This window comes from Streptomyces sp. NPDC048192, assembly GCF_043202415.1.
Classification (GTDB): Bacteria; Actinomycetota; Actinomycetes; order Streptomycetales; family Streptomycetaceae; genus Streptomyces.
In genome coordinates, this window is record NZ_JBIDAL010000018.1 from 1 (window position 1) to 21,416 (window position 21,416).

At 71.6% G+C, this 21,416-nt stretch carries 22 protein-coding genes and 2 pseudogenes; 10 read left to right on the top strand and 14 right to left on the bottom strand.

Annotated features, from left to right (window positions below):
* Positions 1 to 240: 240 nt before the first annotated feature.
* Both ACGFZN_RS31990 and ACGFZN_RS31995 read right to left on the bottom strand, forming a co-directional pair.
* Positions 241 to 387 (bottom strand): annotated as a pseudogene (locus ACGFZN_RS31990) (IS481 family transposase); the annotation flags it as partial.
* Positions 388 to 508: 121 nt separating this feature from the next.
* Positions 509 to 907, bottom strand: a complete 399-nt coding sequence (locus ACGFZN_RS31995) for a VOC family protein (protein ID WP_393861942.1) — start codon at positions 905 to 907, stop codon at positions 509 to 511.
* Positions 908 to 1,000: 93 nt separating this feature from the next.
* Between ACGFZN_RS31995 and ACGFZN_RS32000 the strand changes: the two genes are divergently transcribed.
* Together ACGFZN_RS32000 and ACGFZN_RS32005 are read left to right on the top strand one after the other, a co-directional pair.
* Positions 1,001 to 1,990 (top strand): helix-turn-helix transcriptional regulator, encoded by a 990-nt coding sequence (locus tag ACGFZN_RS32000; RefSeq protein WP_393861943.1) that lies wholly within the window; start codon positions 1,001 to 1,003, stop codon positions 1,988 to 1,990.
* A 182-nt stretch (positions 1,991 to 2,172) separates the two neighbouring features.
* Positions 2,173 to 2,673 (top strand): NUDIX hydrolase, encoded by a 501-nt coding sequence (locus ACGFZN_RS32005; RefSeq protein ID WP_393861944.1) that lies wholly within the window; start codon positions 2,173 to 2,175, stop codon positions 2,671 to 2,673.
* Between the two features lie 28 nt (positions 2,674 to 2,701).
* Here ACGFZN_RS32005 and ACGFZN_RS32010 read toward each other — a convergent pair.
* Positions 2,702 to 2,850: pseudogene (locus tag ACGFZN_RS32010) on the bottom strand (AAA family ATPase); the annotation flags it as partial.
* A gap of 401 nt (positions 2,851 to 3,251) precedes the next feature.
* Here ACGFZN_RS32010 and ACGFZN_RS32015 point away from each other — a divergent pair.
* The 5 genes from ACGFZN_RS32015 (at position 3,252) to ACGFZN_RS32035 (ending at position 7,896) form a co-directional block, all read left to right on the top strand.
* Positions 3,252 to 3,491: a hypothetical protein gene (locus ACGFZN_RS32015; protein ID WP_393861945.1), complete on the top strand. Its 240-nt coding sequence runs from the start codon at positions 3,252 to 3,254 to the stop codon at positions 3,489 to 3,491.
* A 244-nt stretch (positions 3,492 to 3,735) separates the two neighbouring features.
* Positions 3,736 to 4,908, top strand: a complete 1,173-nt coding sequence (locus tag ACGFZN_RS32020; protein ID WP_393861946.1) for a sensor histidine kinase — start codon at positions 3,736 to 3,738, stop codon at positions 4,906 to 4,908.
* On the top strand, positions 4,905 to 5,564 hold the full coding sequence (locus ACGFZN_RS32025; protein WP_393861947.1) for a response regulator: 660 nt from the start codon (positions 4,905 to 4,907) through the stop codon (positions 5,562 to 5,564). The genes ACGFZN_RS32020 and ACGFZN_RS32025 overlap by 4 nt, the downstream gene beginning before the upstream one ends.
* Positions 5,565 to 5,676: 112 nt before the next feature.
* Positions 5,677 to 6,315 (top strand): GPP34 family phosphoprotein, encoded by a 639-nt coding sequence (locus ACGFZN_RS32030; protein ID WP_393861948.1) that lies wholly within the window; start codon positions 5,677 to 5,679, stop codon positions 6,313 to 6,315.
* A 15-nt stretch (positions 6,316 to 6,330) separates the two neighbouring features.
* A complete protein-coding gene (locus ACGFZN_RS32035) occupies positions 6,331 to 7,896 on the top strand; it encodes a carboxylesterase/lipase family protein (protein WP_393861949.1) in 1,566 nt (521 codons plus the stop codon).
* Positions 7,897 to 8,233: 337 nt separating this feature from the next.
* Here ACGFZN_RS32035 and ACGFZN_RS32040 read toward each other — a convergent pair whose 3' ends face one another.
* Both ACGFZN_RS32040 and ACGFZN_RS32045 read right to left on the bottom strand, forming a co-directional pair.
* Positions 8,234 to 8,746: a DUF3291 domain-containing protein gene (locus ACGFZN_RS32040; protein ID WP_393861950.1), complete on the bottom strand. Its 513-nt coding sequence runs from the start codon at positions 8,744 to 8,746 to the stop codon at positions 8,234 to 8,236.
* 32 nt (positions 8,747 to 8,778) lie between these two features.
* A complete protein-coding gene (locus ACGFZN_RS32045; protein WP_393861951.1) occupies positions 8,779 to 9,468 on the bottom strand; it encodes a helix-turn-helix transcriptional regulator in 690 nt (229 codons plus the stop codon).
* Between the two features lie 219 nt (positions 9,469 to 9,687).
* Here ACGFZN_RS32045 and ACGFZN_RS32050 point away from each other — a divergent pair, with 219 nt between their 5' ends.
* From ACGFZN_RS32050 to ACGFZN_RS32060, 3 genes are all read left to right on the top strand, one after another.
* A complete protein-coding gene (locus ACGFZN_RS32050; RefSeq protein ID WP_393861952.1) occupies positions 9,688 to 10,551 on the top strand; it encodes an SDR family NAD(P)-dependent oxidoreductase in 864 nt (287 codons plus the stop codon).
* A 30-nt stretch (positions 10,552 to 10,581) separates the two neighbouring features.
* The gene (locus tag ACGFZN_RS32055) at positions 10,582 to 10,941 is read left to right on the top strand and encodes a MerR family transcriptional regulator (RefSeq protein ID WP_393861953.1); all 360 of its coding nucleotides are present in this window, start codon (positions 10,582 to 10,584) and stop codon (positions 10,939 to 10,941) included.
* Between the two features lie 95 nt (positions 10,942 to 11,036).
* Positions 11,037 to 11,921: a hypothetical protein gene (locus ACGFZN_RS32060; RefSeq protein ID WP_393861954.1), complete on the top strand. Its 885-nt coding sequence runs from the start codon at positions 11,037 to 11,039 to the stop codon at positions 11,919 to 11,921.
* A 30-nt stretch (positions 11,922 to 11,951) separates the two neighbouring features.
* Here ACGFZN_RS32060 and ACGFZN_RS32065 read toward each other — a convergent pair whose 3' ends face one another.
* The 9 genes from ACGFZN_RS32065 to ACGFZN_RS32105 form a co-directional block, all read right to left on the bottom strand.
* Positions 11,952 to 12,776 carry a DUF1259 domain-containing protein gene (locus tag ACGFZN_RS32065; RefSeq protein ID WP_393861955.1) on the bottom strand — a complete coding sequence of 275 codons (825 nt, stop codon included), beginning with the start codon at positions 12,774 to 12,776 and terminating at the stop codon, positions 11,952 to 11,954.
* A 518-nt stretch (positions 12,777 to 13,294) separates the two neighbouring features.
* A complete protein-coding gene (locus ACGFZN_RS32070; protein ID WP_393861956.1) occupies positions 13,295 to 13,906 on the bottom strand; it encodes a TetR/AcrR family transcriptional regulator in 612 nt (203 codons plus the stop codon).
* Positions 13,907 to 13,953: 47 nt separating this feature from the next.
* Positions 13,954 to 14,856 carry a 3-hydroxybutyryl-CoA dehydrogenase gene (locus tag ACGFZN_RS32075; RefSeq protein WP_393861957.1) on the bottom strand — a complete coding sequence of 301 codons (903 nt, stop codon included), beginning with the start codon at positions 14,854 to 14,856 and terminating at the stop codon, positions 13,954 to 13,956.
* A gap of 34 nt (positions 14,857 to 14,890) precedes the next feature.
* Complete coding sequence (locus tag ACGFZN_RS32080; RefSeq protein WP_393861958.1) at positions 14,891 to 16,060, bottom strand: acyl-CoA dehydrogenase family protein; 1,170 nt, start codon at positions 16,058 to 16,060, stop codon at positions 14,891 to 14,893.
* A gap of 46 nt (positions 16,061 to 16,106) precedes the next feature.
* Entirely contained in the window at positions 16,107 to 17,279 is a 1,173-nt protein-coding gene (locus ACGFZN_RS32085) for an acyl-CoA dehydrogenase family protein (protein ID WP_393861959.1), read from the bottom strand.
* Positions 17,280 to 17,311: 32 nt separating this feature from the next.
* Positions 17,312 to 19,366: an acetate--CoA ligase family protein gene (locus tag ACGFZN_RS32090; protein ID WP_393861960.1), complete on the bottom strand. Its 2,055-nt coding sequence runs from the start codon at positions 19,364 to 19,366 to the stop codon at positions 17,312 to 17,314.
* A gap of 1 nt (position 19,367) precedes the next feature.
* A complete protein-coding gene (locus tag ACGFZN_RS32095; protein WP_393861961.1) occupies positions 19,368 to 19,559 on the bottom strand; it encodes a ferredoxin in 192 nt (63 codons plus the stop codon).
* A 36-nt stretch (positions 19,560 to 19,595) separates the two neighbouring features.
* Positions 19,596 to 20,837, bottom strand: a complete 1,242-nt coding sequence (locus ACGFZN_RS32100; RefSeq protein ID WP_393861962.1) for an NADH-ubiquinone oxidoreductase-F iron-sulfur binding region domain-containing protein — start codon at positions 20,835 to 20,837, stop codon at positions 19,596 to 19,598.
* On the bottom strand, positions 20,834 to 21,262 hold the full coding sequence (locus tag ACGFZN_RS32105) for a hypothetical protein (RefSeq protein WP_393861963.1): 429 nt from the start codon (positions 21,260 to 21,262) through the stop codon (positions 20,834 to 20,836). The genes ACGFZN_RS32100 and ACGFZN_RS32105 overlap by 4 nt, the downstream gene beginning before the upstream one ends.
* Between the last annotated feature and the right edge of the window lie 154 nt (positions 21,263 to 21,416).

Genomic DNA, 21,416 nt, shown 5'->3' on the forward strand with positions numbered 1-21,416 from the left:
CAACCTGGCCCGTACACGCTTTACTTCGTGTGCATCCACACACCCAACATGCCCAGGAACAGCCCGAACCGGAAGACCTAACGGAGTCCTACTAGCTGTGATGTCTCAGGACGTTGGTTCCACGGTGTCATCGAAGGTGAGCGGCTGCGGGATCGTGTCGAGCGGCTTCGGTGGCTGGTCGAACAGGATGCGGTAGTCGCTGCCGGAAGTCCGACTGAAGTCCGGGTGATGAGTGGCCGGCATCCGCCAGTTACCACCGGCAGGGATGCGACCGAGCTTCGTGACGTCAACGGGGACCAGGTCGCCGACCCGGTCGTGCTCGTAGCGGACGACTTCGCGCAGGCGGCTGAGCCCTCGCCGGACGAGGAATCGGTGAACGGTGGCCGGGCCAGGGTGATGTCGTGCAGCCTCTCCAGTTCGGCAGCGAGCCAGCGGGCGTACCACCTGGCCAGGCAGCGCCGGGAGACCTGGGATCTCGGGGCTCCCGCGTGAACGGCTGAGCGTGGCGTCAGCGTGCGAACTTTTCGATGGCCGCCGGGGTGACGGGGGTGAAGAAGTTGACGAGGTTGCCGTCGGGATCACGGAACAGCAGCGACCGGTTGCCCCAGGGCATCGTGGTGGGCCCGGCGACGAAGTCGGTGACGAAGCCGGTCAGGTTCTGGTGAACGCGGTCCACGTCGTCGACGAGGAACTCGGTGATCACGCTGTGGTTGTCCGCCGGGCGGGCAGAGCCGGGGGCGAACAGCGGGACCGTGCGGGTGCCGGCGATCGCGAGGGTGGCGCCCGCGGTCTTGAGTTCGGCGAAGTCCTCGGTGGCCCACGTCGCCTGCGCCCCGGTGGCTCGCTCGTAGAACTCGACGAGGCGCGCTACGTCACTGGTGATGATGCGGATCGAGACGAAGTCCATGGGAATCTCCTTGGCTGTGCTGGAGGCGTGCACGTCGCAGGCTAGGAGAAATAGCGGACAGAATCGGTCCTGTATTTGCGTTAGGCTGAGAACATGCCTCGACCCACCGGCCGCGTACTGACCCTCCTGGAGCTGCTGCAATCGGGCGGCACCCGGACAGTGGCCGAACTCGCCGACCGGCTCGGCGTCGAAGGGCGCACCGTGCGCCGGTATGTGGACCAGCTGATCGACCTCGACGTGCCCGTGGAATCGGTGCGTGGCCGCTACGGCGGCTACCGGCTCGCCCCCGGGTACCGCCTGCCTCCGCTCATGCTCAGCGACGACGAGGCGCTGGCCGTGCTGCTCGGCCTGGTCGCCGGCCGCCGAGCAGGGCTGACGACGACGCAGCGCACGGCAAACGAGACGGCATCAGCCAAGATCCGGCGGGTACTGCCCAAGCACATCGCCCGCCGGCTCGACACACTCCTGGAATCCCTCGCCTTCACGGATCAGCCCGGCGAGTGCGACACCCCGGACGCCGGGGTGCTGCTCACGATCGCCGATGCGGTGCGCCACCGCCGGCCGGTCTCGGTCCGCTACACCGACCGCGACGGACGGCGCAGCGAACGCACACTGCACGCGTACGGAATCGTCGCCCATGCGGGCCGGTGGTACGTCACGGGCAAGGACACCCAGATCGACGAGGACCGAACCTTCCGGCTCGACCGCATCGCAGACGCGCGGACCCTGCCCGGCTCATTCGAAGCGCCTGTCGGTCCCGGTCCGGCACAGCGCGTGTTGTCAGGATTCGCCACCGCCGAGTACCGGCATCAGGTGACCCTGCGGATCCACGGGACAGTCGAGCAGATCCGCGCGCACCTCCCCGCCAGCGTCGCGAGCCTGGAGCAGCACGAGCCCGCGGCCGACCAGGACCCTGCAGCCGAGCACTGGCTGCGTGTCGAGCTGCGCGCGGAGCGGCTCGACTGGTTGCCTCCGGTACTCGCCTCACTCGACCGGCCCTTCGTCATCGAGCGCCCCGCTGAACTCCGCGACCTCGTCATCGCACTCGCCGACCGCCTCAGGTCCTGCGCCCGCCAAGCCTGACCGCGAGGAACCAATGTCACGAGACGGCACACCTAGCGGGTTGCGCCGACCCTCGAGGTCTACTTGACGGCGTCTTGTTCAGGAACCAGACGTTGATCAAGCGGGTCCAGAGTGTTGTCGGGTTCCGAGAACGGCTCGCCCGAGACACGGCGTTGTCAGTGGGTCCTGCCAGGGTGTGATTCGTGGATGAACTGGTGGAGCGAGTCGACTGTCAAGATCGTGTCCTGGGGGTGGTCACCCGTCGGCAGGCCATCCGGGAAGGTTGGCTGCATCGCATCGCCTCGACGGTGTGCCGTGATGAGCGTGGCCGGATCCTTGTCCATCGCCGGTCGGAGCAGCTGTCGCGCTTCCCCGGGCTCTACGAGGTCATGGTCGGTGGCGCCGTGGATGTCGGCGAATCCTATGAACAGGCTGCCGCGCGGGAGCTGGCCGAGGAGCTGGGCATCCGTGGCCGGCCGCGCTTGCTGTTCACGTTCATCAACCGCAGCGGCTTGAGCCCTCACTGGCTTGGCGTGCATGAAGCCGTGGTTCCGGACGCTGTGACCTCCGATCCTGAGGAGGTCGCCTGGCATGGCTGGCTGACCGAGTCCGAGCTTCACTCGGCCCTGTTGGAGTGGCACTTCACTCCTGACAGCCACGAAGCCTTCAGCCGGTATCTCGCGTTCCGGACCGCGCAGTCCTAACTCTTCTCGCCTCATCGATCAAGTCCCCTCAGCCCAGGGACTGTTCTTCGCCTCGGGCGCGAGTGGTCGCGAGGCGGTAGTAGTCGGTGCCGGTCTCGATGATGTTGCCGCCGAAAGGAGGCGATCAACGATGGCAGCGCAGAGGCGGGGGTCGGTGAAGGCCTTGGTCCATCCACCTGGGGCCGGCAACTTGTTTCCTCACAAGGGTTGCTGCTGCCACCTGGCCGTATCGCGTTCCGTCCACGAGCCCAAGCGACCGGCCCGCAACGCCGCCGCGCTGATGCCCCTGTCCAACCAACTCCGGACCGCCGGCGTCGTCCTCCCCGCTCGTCCACGGCATCACCGGCCGCCTCTACGGCGACTGCACGGCTGCCCTCCCCTCAAAGACCAGGCGTGCCAAGCTGAGCACGCAGCAGGTGCAGCGGCTGCCCGGCCTCGGACCCGACTGGCCATGCAGGCACTGGGCATGGAGTGGGCCAGGGCCTCTGTTGTCGCCATGGGAGAGCCGGTTGATCACGGTTTCGCAGCCGAGGCATGGAGGGCGGTAGCGCATTGGGGGGTGCCTCGTTGTCCTTGGTATGAGCCTTTTGATGGATGACGGGGACCGCGTGCTCTTCGCTCAACTCACGGATGCTTATTGGCTGGATGACACCAGCACCGACTGCCGGGAGTGCCATGTCCTGGCCGGGAGGCAAGAGGATGCCGCGCCCGTCGCCGCAGGTCACGGTGTGGACCTACCGGGCTGGCTGCGGGCTGTCATGCTGCTGATCGCGCTGATCACGGTAACGGCTGCGGCCGTGGCGACAGCATGTGCATGAACGTTTGCTCCGGGCAGCGAGGACGCGATGCGACCAACCTGGCCGGTCCCAGCTCGTGGCCGGCCGGGTCTCCCGCACCAGCCGCACCATGAGGCCAGTATGCCTGGACGCCCCGCAACACCACCCGAGTTGACCACTCGACCTCACCACCGGTACGGCGGGAGCCGTACGTTTGACCGGCCCGCACAGGGCCGAACGATTCACAGAGCGCTCGCCGTCGTGTGCCGCTGGATAGGGTCGTGATGTGGACCGCAGCAGTGGAGTGCACGACGACGCGTTCGCCGCGGGAGCGCGGGGTGAGCTGCCGCTCCGGACGTCTCGGGCACTGTGGTGGGCGTCGGCCGGCCTGGTGCTCGCTGTGCTCGGTACGTCGGTGCTCGTCGTCGCCGGTGCGGAGCACGGCCGTCGACTGCTCATGGCCGTGGCCTTGGTCCTCGCACAGGTCTGCGCCCTGAGGTGGCAGGCGCGCGCCCCGCTCACCGTATTGGCCGTGAACACCGTGACAGGGCTCGGAGTATGGGCGCTGCTGCCCGAGGTGACCTTGACGGGGGCGCTGCTCGCGGCGCAGGTCACGTTGTGCGTGCTGTCGGCGACCAGGCCGCGGCGGATATCGGTGCGGGCGCTCGCCGCGATGTGCCTGCCGGCAGCGGTGGCGTTCGAAGCGGGCGGCCCTATGGGGCTGACGGTCTATCTGCTGACGGTGGTCCTGGCGTGGACTGCGGGGCAGTGGCGCAGGGCACAGCGGGAGCGGACGAGGGCAGAGATGCGGCGCGCCGTGGCGGAGGAGCGTGCGCGCATCGCACGTGAGGTGCACGACGTGGTGGCGCACACGCTGTCGGTGATGGTCGTCCAGGCGGGCGCCGCGGACGATGTGTTCACCGAACGTCCTGATCAGGCACGCCAGGCGCTGCGGGCCATCGAGACGGGCGCCCGGTCCGCGCTGGACGAGCTGCGCCGGGTGCTCCGAGCGTTCCGCCCCGACGACGGGGAGGACGACGTGGAAGAGCAGCGGGCACCGGGCCCGTCGCTCGCGCGCCTGGACGAGCTGGCGGAGACGGTGCGTGCGACCGGGATGACCGTGCATGTGCGCAGAGAGGGCGCCCCTGACCGGCTGCCGGCATCGGTGGACCTGGCGGCGTACCGGATCATCCAGGAGGCCCTCACCAACACGCTGCGCCACGCGGTGGGCGCCGACGAGGTGAGCGTGCGGGTGACGACCGGAAGGGAGTGCGTGAAAATCACCGTGGTCGACAACGGACGTACGCCGAAAATCCTTGATCCCGTGAGGGGAGCGGGACGGGGCCTGCTGGGGATGAAGGAACGCGCGCGGCTCGTCGGCGGCAGCGTGCACGCCGCCGTGCTGCCCGGAGGCGGGTTCGAGGTGGCGGCGCGGCTGCCGCTGGAGCGCGCGTCATGACCGTGCGCGTGGTGGTGGCCGACGACCAGGCCCTGGTCCGCACCGGCTTCCGCATGATCATCGACGCCCGTGACGACCTGGAGGTGGTGGGTGAGGCGTCCGACGGACGGGGGGCGGTGCGGCTGACGCGGGAACTGGCTCCCGAGGTGGTGCTCATGGACGTACGCATGCCCGTCGTGGACGGCATCGAGGCGACTCGGCAGATCGCGGCGAGCGGCAGCCGGGCCCGGGTGCTGGTGCTCACCACGTGGGACGTCGACGCGCACGTGGTCGCCGCCCTGCGGGCCGGGGCGAGCGGCTTCCTGCTGAAGGACATCCGCCCGGGTGAACTCGTCGACGCGATCCGCCTCACCGCCCGCGGCGACGCGCTGCTGGCGCCGGCAATCCTGCGCCGTGTCCTCGACCGGTTCCTGCGCACCGCGTCCGACCCGGCGCCGCCGCCTTCCCTGCAAGACCTCTCCGTCCGGGAACGGGAGGTGCTCACTCTGATCGGGCAGGCGCTGTCGAACACGGAGATCGCCGAGCGGTTGGGGCTGTCGGAGGCCACCGTCAAGAACCACGTCACCGCGGTGCTGCGCAAACTGGGCCTGCGCGACCGCGTGCAGGCCGTCGTCGCCGCCTACGACCACGGTCTCGTGCGTCCACGCCGCCCCTGACCGCCGCATCCTCCTCAAGGAGGAGGCCGGGCCGCGCTCCTCCCGCGTTCCCAGTGCCCGTCCCCTCCTGAGGCCGATGCCGGGCCGTGGTGATCGGCCCTAGCGTCGAGATGTGACCGACGATCTGACCTGCGCCATGTACCTGCTCGCCCACGACGAAGCAGCCGAGGGCCCGTACGACCGTTCCCGGACGGCTCTGCTGGTCCGTGCCGCCGCCCTGACCGACCTCGCGATGCGCGGCCGGCTTGCGGAGGACCGCGGCACGGTCAGCGTGTCCGGAACGGGACCGACCGGCAACCCCGTCCTGGACCGCGTTCTGCGCGACGCCGTCGGCGGGCACAGCTGGAAGCACCTCCTGCGCCACCACCGCAAGCAGACCCTGACGGACGTGGAGGACCGGCTCGCCGCGGCGGGACTGCTGACCGTGAAGGAGCCCCGCACCCGCTTCGGCACGCGCCGGCTCCGCGTGACGGATCCCGCCGTGACCACCGCGCTGCGGGCACGCGTGTCCGCGGTGCTGCGCGGGGACGGCCCTGTGCGTGAACTCCCCGCCGCCGACGCCGCGCTGCTGGCGCTGGCCGCGGCGGGCGGCGTCCGCACGGTCGTCTCCCGCCGGGACCAGAAGGTTTTCCGCAGCCGCATCGACACCTGCACGGGCTCTCTCGCCGTCCTCGCGCCCGGCCTGGAGCACGCAGTACGCACGCTGCCGACCACCATGATCGCCGCACAGGGCGGCATGGGCGGCAGCTGACCGAACGGGGAGACCATGACCACGCACCGCGTCCTGACCACCCTGGGCTGCGCCCTGGCCGCCGTACTCGCGACGGCGTGGTCGACAGCACCACCGGGCCAGCCCGCACCGGCCACCCCGCCCACGACCGTACGCACCGACGGCGGCTTGGTGCGGGGTGCCCACCACGACGGCTACCGCACCTTCCAGGGCATCCCCTACGCGGCACCACCCGTCGGCCGGCTGCGCTGGGCGCCACCCCACCCGGCGACTCACTGGTCCGGCGTACGGGAAGCGACCCGGCCCGCGAGCGCCTGCCCGCAGCCGCCCGGCGAGGTGCCCGGCGGCAGCACCGACGAGGACTGCCTCCACCTGAACATCACGACACCCGACAGTGTCACACCGGCACACCCGCGGCCGGTCGTCGTGTGGCTGCACGGCGGCGGCTTCACCACCGGAGCGGGCAGCGCGTACGACGCCCACCGCATGGCGACCCGCGGCGACGTCGTGGTCGTCACCGTCAACTACCGCCTGGGAGCCCTCGGTTTCCTCGCGCACCGCGGGCTGCCCGGCTCCGGCACCTTCGGCCTGGCCGACCAGCAGGCGGCGCTGCGCTGGGTGCGCGCCGAGATCGGTGCCTTCGGCGGCGATGCACGCAACGTGACGCTGGCCGGCGAGTCGGCGGGCGGCTACAGCGTCTGCGCCCAGCTCGTCTCACCCACCGCCGCCGGGCTCTTCGACCGGGCGATCATCCAGAGCGGCCCGTGCACAGGCCGCCCGGACCGGCCCTTCGCCCCGTCGTCCGTCCCGCTGTCCACAGCGCGCGCGGCGGGTGCGGACCTCGCGGCGAAGGTGGGCTGCGGCTCCGTCCGTGACGTCCTGGCCTGCCTGCGGCGTGTGGACGTCTCCCGTCTGCTCGCGGCCCAGGACACGGACCAACAGCCCGCATACGGCACCTCGTTGCTGCCGAGCGATCCGGCAGCGGCCATCGCCGCCGGCCACTTCCACCGCGTCCCCGTCCTGACCGGCCACAACCACGACGAGGGCAACGGCTGGGCCGCCGGAATCATCCAAGCCGGTAGCCCCGTCACTGCGCACACCTGGCCCGACGTCGTGGCCGCCTTCTTCCCCTCCCAAAGGCAAGTGCAGGCGATCGTGCGCGCGTACCCGGTGCACCGGACCGACGGCGGCCCGGTGTTCGGCGCGGTCATCGGCGACGCGAACTTCGCCTGCCCGACAGCGCGCACCGGCGGTCTGCTCGCCGCTCATGTGCCCGTGTGGACTTACGAGTTCACCGACGAGCAGGCCCCGCCGCTCACCCCGGGGACGCCGCCGTTCCCGCTCGGCGCACCGCACGCGAGCGAACTGCCGTACCTCTTCGACCTGGGCGGCCGGCCCCGCCACCTGACCGCGGCACAGCACCGGCTCGCCGACACCCTGATCGGCTACTGGACCCGCTTCGCCCGCACCGCCGACCCGAACGGCCCGTCGTCACCGCACTGGTCCCGGTCGGCCGTGCTCTCCCTGGCACCGGACCACGTCGTCCCCACGCGGACCGTCGCGGCACGCCACCGTTGCGCCTTCTGGAACAACCTCGGCTGATCCCGTACATGACCGCCGTGTCCGCCGACCGGCTCGGCCGGCGGACCGTACCTCGCGCGCAAGGTGACGGGGCCGTGTCCGCCCGTTTCACATGGTGCCGGGCCGTCCCGTCCAGGTGCGGTCCGGCCACTGACGACCGCCGGGGAACACGCCACGGCCAGCACGGTAGGAGTCAATTCCGATGACGCCGCCCGGGCCGGCCCACTCCCCGGCTGGGACCGGCCGCCGATGCGGGGTGGCCGGTCTCCCCGGCGAATGACCATCTCATCGACGCCGGTCGGGCGCTTCTGCCGCTTCTTGACGATCCCCGGAGTGAGCAACCGACAAGTTCTGGGGATCAGTTGATTGCTTCAGCTTGTGTCGGCGGTACGGCCTGAAGGTGCTGGGCGGCCTCGGCTGCGGTGTAGGAGGAGGCGAAGGTGAACGCGCGGGGGGACGGCCCGTGCGCCCGCAGGTCCGCCAGCCGGTCCAGGGCCTCGTCGACGGTCGGGAGGTGGCCGACGGGGATCCACCAGAGCACCAGGTGCGCCTCGACGTGCCGTTCGAACCATTCGCGGCGCCGCTGCATGGCCTGCAGGTGCCCGCTGCGGTAGGTGAAGTCCCACAGGGCTTCCTGGGTCTCCCACACCGACAGGGTGACGATGACGTCGTCGCCCGCCGGGCGCAGGCCGGTGGCGTCGTTCGTCCCCTCTTCCACCAGCCGCCACACGAAACCGGGCGCGGCGTCGGCGGAGGCGTTGACCGGGTCGAGCAGCTCGACGAACGGCGCCATGCGCGGGTCGTCAAGAGGGTGCCGGAGCGTGGCGACGTTGAGGTGGGCAAGGTGGGCTGCATGCACGGGTGCGGTCATGGCCTCATCCCAGCACGGCCCCCATTTCTATGTCAATCAATGTTGTTTTTAGAGTTCTCGACCACCACGCAGCACTCCCCCGGCCGGGGGTCCATGCGGGCGCGGACGGGGCCGTCCGTGCCGAACAGCCCCTCCAGCAGCGCGAGGTTCATGCCGCAGACCAACGGCGGGAAGCGTTCGGCGACGGCATGGAAGGGGCAGTTGCGCATACGCACGACAGCCGTGGCCGCCTCCGACCCCCCTTCGGCGTCTTCGGCGCCTTCCAGGCGTGGTTCGTAGCCGCGGGCGGCCAGCACCTCCATGGCCTCTTCGAAACCGCCGCAGGGCACCGCCGAGCCGCGCAGGACCTCACCCCGGCGGCGCGCCGCCGCACGCAGCCCGGCATCCAGCCCCGCCTGCTCGGCCGCCTCGGCGAGCAGCTCGGCGGCCGTGCGGTAGTCGCGGGCGGGCAGCGACACCGACACGTCCGCCTGAGCCCGTGTGTACACCTTGGCAGGACGGCCCGCCCCCGGCCCCGAGCGGCCCGACAGACGGCGGCTGCCGCTTAGCAGCAGCCCGACCTCCGCCAGCTTGTCCAGATGGTGCGCAGCGAGCGTGCGCGCAACCCCGGTCGCCTCGGCGGCCTCGTTACGCCCGACCTCGCGGCCCTGCGCCACCACGTACTCGTACAGGCGACGCCGCACCGGATCCTGCAACGCCGCGATCGCGTCAATGTCCTCCACCCGGCCATTCTAGGAACAACACAGGTTGGAGATAGAACGCCGTCCGCGAGCGCGCGGAAGGCCTCACCAAGGGACTGAAGGCCTACCCCGGCGTCCAGGTCGTCGCCCAGCAGCCGGCCGGCTTCGACCGCACGACGCCGGGCGTCCTCCACCCGGACGGGGAACGTGTGGTGCCTGCTGCTTGACCTTGACACCGGTGTCGGACCTTACGTTCGCGTCATGACCACCATCACCTGGACACTGAATGACCTGCCCGACCTCGCGGGCCGGGTGGCCGTCGTCACCGGCGGCACCCGCGGCCTCGGCCTCGCCCTCACCTCGCTTCTGCGCGAGCGCGGTGCCACCGTACTCACCGGCGCCCGGAACGCCTCCGGGCCCCACACCGCGCCGCTCGACCTGGCCGACCCCGTCAGCGTCGACAGGTTCGCCGACTCGATCCGCGACCGGGCCGGTGGCATCGACCTGCTGGTCAACAACGCCGCGATCAGCAACCAGCCGTTCGCGCTGACCTCGCACGGCGTCGAGTCCCAGCTCGCCGTCAACCACCTCGGCCACGTCCAGCTGACCCGCCTGCTCCTGCCCGCGATGCGCGACGAGGGCCGGGTGGTGACGGTGACCTCGGCGCTGTACCCGATGGGCAGCCTCGACCTCGACCGGCTCGACCACGCCGACTCCCCGGGCGCGGCGTACGTGCGGTCCAAGCTCGCGAACGTCCTGTTCGCCACCGAACTGAACCGGCGGCTGCGCGAGAGCGGCTCGAGCGTGCGCAGCCTGCTGGCGCACCCCGGCCTGGCGGACACCAGCATGCACGACACCTACCCCGACGAGGCGACCACGCAGATGGTCCGGGCCGCGCTCGCCGAGAGCGGCCGCGCACCCCGGCCGGCCTCGGTCGGAATCCTGTACGCGGCCACCACTGCCACCGACAGCGCGCGGCTCTACGGGCCCGGCGGCAGCCTGACCGATCCGCACGTCGAGGCCGACAAGCTGACCGGGCCGGCGCTCGACCACGAGTTGGCCGCAGCCCTGTGGCAACGCTCGGCCGAGCTGACCGGAATGCCCACGGGTACAGGCGTGTTGTGACGGACATCGAAGACCGGAGCGAGGTGCCCCATGCTGATCAGTGAGCTGAGTCGACGGACCGGCGTCAGCGCACGCTCGTTGCGCTACTACGAGCAGCAGGGGCTCCTCACCTCGCGGCGCGGCCTCAACGGTTACCGCGACTACGGACCGGAGGCACCAGGGCGGGTACGCCGGATCAAGGAACTCCTCGGTCTCGGCCTGCCGACCGCCACGATCCGTGACATCCTTCCGTGCGACGACACCGGCCCGCGAACCGAGGCGTGCGCCGGGCTCGAGCAGCGAATCGCCGAACTACGCGATCGGCTCGCCCACCAGGCCGACGAACTCGCCCGCACGAGCCGCTCGCTGGAGGCCTACCTGAGCGAGAACTTCGCGACCGACGCCGTTTGAGGTGGTCGCTTGACCCGAGGTGGGCCGGGCGACTCAGTGTCTGCGATCATGGGTGAGCTCTGTTCGTTCGCCCGTGAGGTGATCTTTTGAGGAAGGTGGCACTGCGTCCCCACGCTTTGTTGCCTCGGCAGTACGACCACCGGAAGGTCCTCGCGACCACCGTGGATGCCTGGGGAAGAGCCGTCTGGCTGATCTGCCCCGATGCGGAACGTGAACCGAGTGGGCACGGCAGGCCTTCCGTCCGGCCCCGCACGTATCCCTACGACGCGCTTCTCGTCATCAACGACGACGGCACGGCAAAGGAACAGACCTTGCACGATGTGAGGCTGCGGGTGTGCCACCTCGACGCGCTGCCCAACGGCCGGTTCGTCCTTGAAGGCTATGGCGCGGTGGAGGAGAAGAGCGCGCAGATCTACGGCCGCGACGGACGACGACGCCACAGCTTCGAGCTGGGACGCGCGATCGAGTTCCTCATGGCCGACCGACGGCACCATCTGTGGAGCGCCTACGGTGACGAGGGCGTCTACAGCGATCCGATCAGCTACGACGGTCTGGTGCGCTGGGACAGCGGCGGCAACCGTCAGTGGGGCTACTCGGCTCCAGGAGGCGTCGAGTACATCGACACGGTCTACGCTCTCAATGTCGATGACGGTGCCGCCTGGGCCAGTTACTATCCGACCTTCCCGCTGCTGGAGGCCCGGGCCGACGGGAAGATCACGGTTCGAAGAACGCCGGTGACCGCGCCGCGGGGCATTGCGGTGCACGAGGACCAGGTCGTCATGCTCGGCGGCAACCGGCAGGACGACCGCCTCCACCGATGCCGCATGACGGCGAGCGAGGCCCTGCTGCTCGAAGAAGCGTGCCTCACCTTTCCCAACGGCACACCGCTCAAGAAGTACGCGCGCCCTGTTGGACGGGGACGGCACCTGTATCTACACGGCACAACGCCCAGACAGTGGTACGTCATGGACATGTGGTGATCGCCTCGGAACAGGTGTCGGACGGTCATGTCAGGCGCCGGTGGCGGCGAGGTTGGTGGCGGAGGCGGCCGTGTGGAGGGTGCGGGCCAGGGACACCGCCTCGGCCACGGCCCAGATGTGCAGGTAGAACAGGCGGGGCTGGTCGGTCAGAGAGTGGTTGTGCAGCTCCACGACGTCGATCCCGCCGTTGCGCAGGGTCTTGATGACCGGCTGGACCTCGTCGGCGGTCATGACGAAGTCCCCGGTGACCGCGGCCTGTCCGTCGCCCACGGGGTGGAAGGCGAATGCTGTTGTCACGCCCATCGCGGGCGGCACCACACGCCCGTCGTCGCTGATGGTCTCCCGGCGGGCGAAGGTGAACCGGTAACCGTTCGCGCTCCTGCCCTTCGCCTTGAGCGCGGCGTCCAGGGCGGCCGTGTCCAGGCCCGCCGGCGGTGTCGTGTCGGGGGCCAGGGGCTCGGGTGTGGCGGTGGCGTCCAGGCCGGTCCGCATGGCACGGGCCAGGGCCACGGGGTTGGTGGACATGCCGGTCACGTGCGTCCACCACAACGTGGGCCGGTGCGCGGGCAGGTGTTTGTGGATGGCGGACTGCTGCAGGCCATGGGTCTGTACGGCGTCGGTGACACGCTGCAGTTCGGCCTCGGTGACGACCAGGTCACCCATGAGCATCGTACGGCCGTCGGGGTAGCGGGCGAACGCCGCGTACGACGCCTCCATGAGGCCGCTGACCCCGTACGAGGTCAGGTTCACATCGGAGCGGGGGAACTCGACGCGGTACACCAGGCCGTCCGAGCCGAGCCCGCCCACCCCGCCCAGCACCTCGGCGACGCCCCGCCAGTCCGCCGGGTGTGTCACGACTGGATGCTGCAGCCCTGCCCGGACTTCGCCGCGGATGCCCGGTTCACGTCCCAGGGCCCGTGCCGCGCCGCTCGCAGTGAGAGCGGAGGCCAGTGAGCCGCCCGCCACGAGGAAACCCCGCCGCGATGGGGTGGAAAGAATGCCGCTGCCGCCTGCCGCCATGCGCCCGTGCCTTTGCTCAGGTGATGTTGGGTACGCCAATGAGATAGCGGCCTGAGCCCCCGGAGTGTGGGCGGCACGACCAAGTTTCCCCTGGTCGCGCGGCCATCGCCCAGGCCACTGCTCCATACGGCCGCCCACCGACACGCCAACAAAGCGCCGGTACGACGCTGGCTGCCGCGGGTGCCACCCCAATGCCCCCTTCCAGAGGTGGTGCACGCGCCTAGGAGGGGCCGCTCTACGCCTGGATCCGCCCGGCGCCATGGCTCGTCCGGATCCGCTCGCAGCGCTGGGCGCAACCGTGGACACCGGGCACTGCGGCTTGCGGGCCGCCGTAAGGGCGTGCTCTGCGGCGTTCACTCCGTCGGCAGGGAGTCCGGCAGGCCCAGGGCGGTGGAGATCTGGCGCCAGATGGCGGTGAGGGCCCTGTCGAGGGTGACCGTCGGGTCGCGCAGCATCAGACGGATTCCGTAGCCGTCACTCAGGGACAGGACCAGCGTGCTCAGCTCGTCCACATCGGTCGGCGTGAACTCGCCGGAGGCGACGCCGCGCCGTACCGCACCGGCCACCCAGGCGTGCAGTTGCGCGTACAGGTCGACGGCGAAGGCCCGGGTGGTCTCGTCACGCAGGGCCCGGGCCCACAGTTCCTGCCACAGCCGCCAGTCCTGGTGCAGTTCGGGGTCGGTCGGCAGCAGACTGCGCAGGATCCGGGCCAGGACGACCGCGGCCGGCGCCGTCTCCGCGTCGCGTTCGACGTCCACGGCGGTGTGGGCGAAGGAGTGGGTCATCGCCTCGGTGAACAGCTTCTCGCGCGTGTCGAAGTGGTAGTGCAGCAGCGCGGTCGACACGCCGGCGCGTTCCGCGACCATGCGCATGCGGATCTTCTCGAAGCCGATCTCGGCGATGACCTCGCACGCCGCGGTCAGGATGCGCTCGCGCGTGTCTGCCGTGCGCACCTTGGTGGACACCCTGCCGCTCCCCTCGTCCGGTGGTCGTACGCCGCGGCCATTTTCCCTCACCGCGGTCCCGCAGGCGTCGCCGCCTCACCCTGTGGCTCTGTGGCGTACGTGTGGAAGCCCCGCCCGGACTTCCGGCCCAGCAGTCCGGCCTCCACCATCCGGGACAGCAGCGGAGGCGGGGAGAACCGCGGCTCGCGGAACGCGGCGTACAGCGACTCGGCGATGGCCCTCGTCGTGTCCAGGCCGATGAGGTCCGTCAGTGCGAGCGGGCCGATCGGGTGCGCGCAGCCTAGAACCATGCCGCGGTCGATGTCCTCGGCGCTCGCGCCGCCCGACTCCACCATGCGGACGGCGGCGAGCAGGTAGGGGACGAGCAGCGCGTTGACCACGAAGCCGGCCCGGTCCGGGGCGCGTACGACCTCCTTGCCGAGCCTGCCCGTGACGAAGGCCTCGGCCCGTGTGGCCGTCTCGGTCGAGGTGAGCAGGCAGGGGACGAGTTCGACCAGCCGAAGTACCGGCACAGGGTTGAAGAAGTGCACGCCGAGGACGTTTTCGGGACGGCCGGTCACGCCGGCCAGCCGGATGACCGGGACGGAGGAGGTGTTGGTCGCCAGGACGGCGCTGTCGCCGGTGACCACGGCGTCGAGGCAGGTGAAGACGTCGGCTTTGAGTCGCTCGTCCTCGGCCACGGCCTCGATCACGAGGTCGCGGTCGTGCAGTGCCTCCATCTGGTCGACCACGGTGATCAGGTCGGCGGCGGCATCACGCCGTTCGGCGCTGAGCTTGCCGCGCGCGGTGGCCCGGTCGAGCGAGCGGATGATGCGCAGGCAGCCCGACCGGGCCGCCTGCGCGTCGCGTTCCACGACGGTCACCGGCAGGCCGGCGCGGGCGCAGACCTCGGCGATGCCCGCGCCCATGAGCCCGCACCCGACGACTCCGACGCGTTCGATACCGGTCATGCGGGGTCCCTTCGGTCCGTGTCGGCCGTGGTCGTCAGGCGGTGGGCAGGGTCAGGACGCCCGCGCCGCGTTTGATCAGTTCGTTGGCGATGATGAGCCGCTGGATCTCGGAGGTGCCCTCCCAGATGCGGTCGACCCGAAGCTCCCGGTAGAGCCGTTCGACGGCGTAGGCGCGGTCATAGCCGCGGCCGCCGTGGATCTGCAGGCACCGGTCGATCACCCGGCCGGCGGCCTCGCTCGCCGCCAGCTTGGCGATGGCGGCCTTCGCGTGCAGCGTCTTGCGGTCGGTGTCCGGCTGGTCGGTCTCCCAGGCGACCTGGTGGGTGTAGGCGCGGTTGACCGCGATGTCCACGGCGCAGTCCGCGAGCATGCCCTGGATCAGCTGGTACGAGGCGATCGGCGCCCCGAACTGCTCCCGCCGCACCGCCCAGTCCCGGGCCAGCTCCAGCGCACGCTCGGCCGCACCGACGGTACGCGCCGCGATCATCAGGCGCTCCTCGGTGAACCAGGAGCGTGTGATGTCGTATCCCTCGCCGACACCGCCGAGCACGGCGTCCTCGCCGACGTGGACGTCAGTGAAGGTGAATTCGGGGTGTTCGTAGACGAAGGTGTGCATGAACCGGGGCACGCGTGTCATCTCGATGCCGGGGGCGTCCTTGTCGACGAGGAACAGCGTCGGTGCGCGTTCCGGTCCTGCCGCGGCGAGCACGATCATGAAGTCGGCGTGGTCGCCGACCGTCACGAACCACTTCTCGCCGTTGAGCACCCAACCCTGGCCGGTCTTCGTCGCCGTGGTGGCGAGGTTCTGCGGATCGGAGCCGGCGCCGGGCTCGGTGACGGCGTAGCAGTCGCGCCGCTCGCCTCTGATCACCGGGAGGAGGAAGCGTTCGCGCTGCTCCGGGGTGCACAGGCGCAGGGCGTTGGCGGGCCGCCACACCGTGTCCCAGAGGGCGCCGGTGAGCCGTCCCAGCTGCTCCTGCACGGTGACCTGCTCGGCGATGGTGAGTCCGGCGCCGCCCCATTCGGCCGGCATGTTGACGGCCTGGAGCCCCGCGTCGAGAACGGCGTCGCGGATCTTGGCGTGTGCGCTCGCGGGCAGACCGTTCTGCTCCTCGCACTGCACCTCGTAGGCGGCGATGAAGTCGGTGAGGGCGCGTGCGTCGGCCTTGAGCCGTGCCTGGCGCGGGGTGAGGCGGAAGTCCATGGATGTCCTCGCTTGGCGGTGTCGGGGGGCGGTGTCGGGTGCGGTTTCAGGGGGTGGGCAGGGCCAGGGCGCGGGTGCCGCGCTTGATCAGCTCGTTGGCGATGATGAGCCGCTGGATCTCGGAGGTGCCCTCCCAGATGCGGTCGACCCGAAGCTCCCGGTAGAGCCGTTCGACGGCGTAGGCGCGGTCATAGCCGCGGCCGCCGAAGATCTGCAGGCAGCGGTCGGCGACCCGGCCGGCGGCCTCGCTGGCGGAGAGCTTGGCGGTGGAGGCCTTGGCGTGCAGCGTCTTGCGGTCGGTGTCCGGCTGGTCGGCTTCCCAGGCGACCTGGTGGGTGTAGGCGCGGTTGACCGCGATGTCCACGGCGCAGTCCGCGAGCATGCCCTGGATCAGCTGGTACGAGGCGATCGGCGCCCCGAACTGCTCCCGCCGCACCGCCCAGTCCCGGGCCAGCTCCAGCGCACGCTCGGCCGCACCGACGGTACGCGCCGCGATCATCAGGCGTTCGTCGGTGAACCATTCCTTGGTCAGCTCATAGCCGTTGCCGACGCCGCCGAGGACGTCCTCGTCGGCCACGAAGACGTTCCTGAAGGTGAACTCGGGGTGCCCGTTGACCGCGGAGTGCATGAAGCGCGGCACGCGGGTCATCTCGACGCCGGGCGCGGCCCGGTCCACGAAGAACAGCGTGGGCAGCCGGTCCGGTCCGGTGTCCGCCTGCACCAGCAGGAAGTCGGCGATGTCACCGCAGGTGACGAACCACTTCTCGCCGTTGAGCAGCCAGCCGCCGTCGGCGCGGGTGGCCGTGGAGGTGCCGGAGGACGGGTCGGAGCCGGCGCCCGGCTCGGTGACGGCGAACGCGTCGAACTTCTGCCCCCGGATCACGGGCAGGAGGTACTTCTCGCGCTGTCGTTCGTCGCCGTACGCGAGGACGTTGGCGGGCCGCCAGGGGATGTCCCACAGGCAGTTGGTGACCTTGCCGAACTCCTCCTCCACGATGACCTGGTCGAGGAGGCCGAGGCCGGCTCCGCCCCACTCGGCGGGCATGTTGATGGCGTACACGCCGGCGTCCATGGCGGCCCGGGCGAGTTCGGCGACGAGCGGTCGCGGCAACGGGCCGCCGGCCCGCTCCGACTGGTCCTCGTGGCGCATCAGCAGGCGCGCGTAGTCGGCGGCCCGGCGCTTCAGGTCGGCCTGCTCGGGGGTGTAGCGCATGTCCATGGGAGCCTCTTGGGTGGGGTGGCAGGTGGTGGTCAGGCGAGTACGGCGCGGGAGTCGAGGGCGAGGACGCCGTGCGGGCGTACGAGGAGCGGATTGACCTCGGTCTCGGCGATCTCCGGGTGGGCGGCGGCGAAGGCCGTGATCGTCTCGATCGCCGCGGCGGCCGCGGCGATGTCGACGGGGGGTCTGCCGCGCACTCCGTCGAGCACGGCGGCGGTGCGCAGTCCGCGCAGCAGCCGCAGGGCGCGGTCGGCGGATACCGGCGCCAGGGCGAAGGCCACGTCGTGCAGGGCCTCGGCCAGCACCCCGCCGAGTCCCACCATGGCCACCGGGCCGAAGCGCGGGTCGCGGTGGACGCCGACGATCAGCTCCATGCCGTCGGTCAGGTCCGCCATCGCCTCCACCGAGTAGGCGGGGGCGGCGAGTCGGGTGTGCATCTCGCGGAAGGCGGCGCGCAGTTCGTCCGGTCCGGCCAGGCCCAGCGCCACGCCTCCCTCGTCGGACTTGTGCAGCAGATGGAGGGCCTTGAGGACGTACGGCCCGTCGAACTCCTCGGTGACGGCGAGCGCTTCGGTCTCGTCGTGGACCTCCCGTGCGGCGGGGAAGGCGAGTCCGGCCGCTTCGAGCGCCCTGCGGGTGTGGAGGTAGCCGCATGCGCGCAGGGGTGCCGCGGGCGGGGGAAGGGACGGGACGCCGGTGTGGTGCGCGGTGGGTGCGGTGGCGGCGAGGGCGCGGGCGGCGTCCTCGGTGGCGGCGAAGACCGGCACGCCTGCTTCGGCCAGGGTGCGGCAGCTGGGCGATGCGGGATACATCGACTGCACGACCAGCGGCTTGGCGGTGGCCCGGTGCCGGGCGGCGATGAGGCGGGCGGCCTGCCGTTCCCCGTCCGCGAGCGCGGTGCCTCCTGCCCCGAGTCCGCCGTCGTCCGCCGCGTAGCCGCCGAAGTAGCCGGTCAGCAGGACCGCGTCGACCTCCTCGGCGGCCAGCAGTGCGGCGACGGTCCGCGCGTAGGAGTCCGGGTCCTGCTCGCCCATTCCGGCCAGGTCCACTGGGTTGGCGACGGCCGAGGGTGCCCACAGGGCCTCCCGCAGGCGTTCCCGGGTCGGCTCGGACAGTTCGGGCACGTCCAGGCCGGCCGCCTCGACGGCGTCGGCGGCGACGACGCCGTGGCCGCCGCCGTCCGTGAGCACGGCGACCCGGCGGCCGGCCGCGCGGCGGCTGGCGCTCAACGCGGCCATGGCGACGGTGAGTTCACGCGGGGTGGCGACCAGTTCCACCCCGGCGTCGCGGCAGGCCGCGCTCACCACTTCGGCCGGGGTGGTCAGGGCCCCGGTGTGCGACCGGGCGCTGCGTGCGGAGGCGTCGCCGCGGCCGCCGGTGAGCAGGACCACGGGCTTCCCGGCGCCGGCGGCCGCCTCGGCGAAGGCCCGGCCGTCGGCGAAGTCCTCCGCGTAGACGGCGATGGCCCGGGTGCCTTCGTGCCGGGCGCAGTCGGTGAGCAGGTCGACGAGGGTGACGTCGGCCTGGTTTCCCAGGGACACGAAGCGGGAGAAGCCCAGGCCGTGCGGCCGGAACCGGAGTTGGAGTTCGAGGGCGAGGTTGCCGCTCTGGCTGAGCAGGGCGACGCCGCCGGGGGTGAAGGCGTCGGAGGCCAGGAAGAGGTCGGTGGTGTTGTCCGCCAGGCCGAGGCAGTTGGGCCCGACCATCACGGCGCCCGCGGCCCGCACGCGCTCGGCGACGGCAAGCTGGCGGTCCCGCCCTTCGCCGCCGGTCTCCGCGAAGCCGGCGGTGATCGCGACGATCGCCCGCGCCCCGCACCGCAGGGCCTCGTCGACGGTTTCCTCGAACGCGGCGGCGGGCACGGAGACCACCGCGAGGTCGACGGGTTCGCCGAGCGCGCTCAGGCTGTGCGCGGCGGCGCGCCCGAGCACCGTGCCGCCGCGCCGGTTGACCAGGTGGACGGGGCGGCGGCCGTCGGCGCGCAGGGCCTGCGCGGCGATGGCGTGGCCGTACTTGGCCGGGTCGTCGCTGGCTCCCACGACGGCGACGGAGACGGGGTCGAAGAGCGCGGACAGGTCGCGGCCCATGTCACTTCACCAGCCTCAGGGCGGAGTTGGGGCACGCGGCGACGGCGGCTTCGGCGGCGTCCTCGCCGCCCGGGGGCACGCCATGCTCCCGCACCCGCGCATAACCCCAGTCGTCGAGGTCTATCAGTTGCGGCGCGGGATCCTGGCAGAGGCCGTAGCCCTGGCAGCGGGTGGAGTCCAGCAGGAGTTTCACGGGGCGGTCCTTTCACATGGCGAGGGAAGGGCGGGGTCAGGGCACCGGCACGGTGAACCGGCTGCCGTCGTGGGGTCGCCCGGCCTCGCATGCGGGGCAGGGGGCGCGGCGGTGGGCGTCGATGCGGTCGGGGAAGTGGGTGAGGAGGGTGGCGACGATGCGGGCGGCGGCATCGGGCAGCCCGCAGGCGCCGCGCCCAGGCAGTTGCCCCGCCCAGCGGCGCAGTCGGTCGGTCGTGGCGTGGCCCGCCTCGCCGCGCGTGACGGCCGTGAGGGTGCCGGCCAGGGCGGCGGTGCCGGAGACGCACACTCCGCACTGCCGGGCGCTGTGGGCCGCCAGATGGGCCGTGGCCGCGGCGGCGACGGCGACCGGGCAGTCCTCCGGGTGCAGGAAGTGCAGGGCCCCGCAGCCGAGCGCGCCGCCGGCCGCTCCCAGGCGGTCGTGGTCGAGGGGGAGGTCGGTCCAGCCCGGACCGTACAGTCCGCCGAACAGCCCGCCCAGCAGGACCGCTTCGGCCGTGCCATGGCCGCCCAGGTCGGCGAGGACTTTCAGGTGGGTGCCCGCCGGCGCCTCGACCAGCGCGGCGGCGGTACCGGCAGTGCCCGAGAGCGTCACCAGATGGGCTCCTGCGACGGCGCCCGCGTCGCCGGGGTGCGCTTGGATCACCGCGATCCGCGCGAGCGTCTCCACGTTGGCGACGAGGGTGGGTGCACCGCCGACGCCCGCCTCGAAGGGGCGCGGCGGTTTCGCCGTGGGCAGGGGCTGGCCGCCGTCGATGCGGCGTACGACCGCGGTCTCCTCGCCTGCCACATAGGAGTGCCGGGTGTGTACGACCTCGATGCGCGGGTCGGCGGGGCACTCGGCGACCGCCCGGCGGACGGCCTGTTCGGCGAGGGTGTCCGAGAGGTAGACGAAGCAGCGCGCGGCACCGGTCATGGCCGCGGCCAGCCGCAGGCCGTCCAGGACCAGATGCGGTCGGTGGCGCAGCAGCCACCGGTCCTTGACCGAACCGGGCTCGCCCTCTTCGCCGTTGGCCACGACGACGGGCGGGGCGGATGCGTCGCGGACGGCGAGGATCTTGACGGCGACGGGGAAGCCGGCGCCCCCGCGGCCGCGCAGTCCCACGGCGCCGATCCGGTCGAGCAGCCGGCCGGGTTCCGCCGGCGGCGCGTAGCCCCCGGTGGCGAGGTATCCGGCCAGGTCCTCGGCGCCGCCGTACGGCGGGGGGCGGAGCAGGCCGTGTCGTCCTTCGGGGAGGAGGGAGAGGACGCCGGTCATGGAGTGCTCCTGGACTGGGTGGGGCCGCGGGGGGTGGAGTGGCGGCGGGCCCGCAGGAGCGCCAGCGCCTGTTCGAGGTCCCGTCGCTGCCCGGCGGTGCGCGCGTAGCCGGTGCCGGGCAGGCCGATGAGCATGCGGTGGTGGTCGAGGACGACCTCGCCGGCGACCAGTGCCGGCCGGGCGTCTGCGGTGGATCGGTGCGCGGCCTCGACGACCAGCTGGGTGACCTCGCTCAGGTAGCGCAGCCAGCCACGCCGGGTGCCGCGCAGCACCAGTCGCTGGACGCGCCGCCGTTCGGTGGTGACCAGGTCCGGCGGCGGCGGTCGGCCGGGCGCCTGGGCGCGTAGGGCTGCCACGGCGGCGGGCAGTTCCTGTTCGGGCTCCGGCGTGAGGCAGAGCCATTGCAGACGTCGGCGAGTGCTCATGCGTGCCTCCGGGGCCGCGGCGTACCCGGATGGGCCGGGGAACGGGTGGCGCGGCGGTGAGGTGGGCGGGAGGTGCTCCGGCGCCCGGTTGCGAGGGCGGGGAGTGGCTGCGGGACGCCGGCCTGGGCCGGCTATGAGGACGAGAGATGTCCGA

Excerpts from the sequence above, each read along its gene's own strand:
- ACGFZN_RS32100 (WP_393861962.1), bottom strand. The coding sequence starts at position 20,837 with ATGACCGGCGTCCTCTCCCTCCTCCCCGAAGGACGACACGGCCTGCTC.
- ACGFZN_RS32085 (WP_393861959.1), bottom strand. The coding sequence starts at position 17,279 with ATGGACATGCGCTACACCCCCGAGCAGGCCGACCTGAAGCGCCGGGCC.
- ACGFZN_RS32050 (WP_393861952.1), top strand. The coding sequence starts at position 9,688 with ATGACCACCATCACCTGGACACTGAATGACCTGCCCGACCTCGCGGGC.
- ACGFZN_RS32040 (WP_393861950.1), bottom strand. The coding sequence starts at position 8,746 with ATGACCGCACCCGTGCATGCAGCCCACCTTGCCCACCTCAACGTCGCC.
- ACGFZN_RS32035 (WP_393861949.1), top strand. The coding sequence starts at position 6,331 with ATGACCACGCACCGCGTCCTGACCACCCTGGGCTGCGCCCTGGCCGCC.
- ACGFZN_RS32090 (WP_393861960.1), bottom strand. The coding sequence starts at position 19,366 with ATGGGCCGCGACCTGTCCGCGCTCTTCGACCCCGTCTCCGTCGCCGTC.
- ACGFZN_RS32025 (WP_393861947.1), top strand. The coding sequence starts at position 4,905 with ATGACCGTGCGCGTGGTGGTGGCCGACGACCAGGCCCTGGTCCGCACC.
- ACGFZN_RS31995 (WP_393861942.1), bottom strand. The coding sequence starts at position 907 with ATGGACTTCGTCTCGATCCGCATCATCACCAGTGACGTAGCGCGCCTC.
- ACGFZN_RS32105 (WP_393861963.1), bottom strand. The coding sequence starts at position 21,262 with ATGAGCACTCGCCGACGTCTGCAATGGCTCTGCCTCACGCCGGAGCCC.
- ACGFZN_RS32000 (WP_393861943.1), top strand. The coding sequence starts at position 1,001 with ATGCCTCGACCCACCGGCCGCGTACTGACCCTCCTGGAGCTGCTGCAA.
- ACGFZN_RS32015 (WP_393861945.1), top strand. The coding sequence starts at position 3,252 with ATGAGCCTTTTGATGGATGACGGGGACCGCGTGCTCTTCGCTCAACTC.
- ACGFZN_RS32080 (WP_393861958.1), bottom strand. The coding sequence starts at position 16,060 with ATGGACTTCCGCCTCACCCCGCGCCAGGCACGGCTCAAGGCCGACGCA.
- ACGFZN_RS32055 (WP_393861953.1), top strand. The coding sequence starts at position 10,582 with ATGCTGATCAGTGAGCTGAGTCGACGGACCGGCGTCAGCGCACGCTCG.
- ACGFZN_RS32075 (WP_393861957.1), bottom strand. The coding sequence starts at position 14,856 with ATGACCGGTATCGAACGCGTCGGAGTCGTCGGGTGCGGGCTCATGGGC.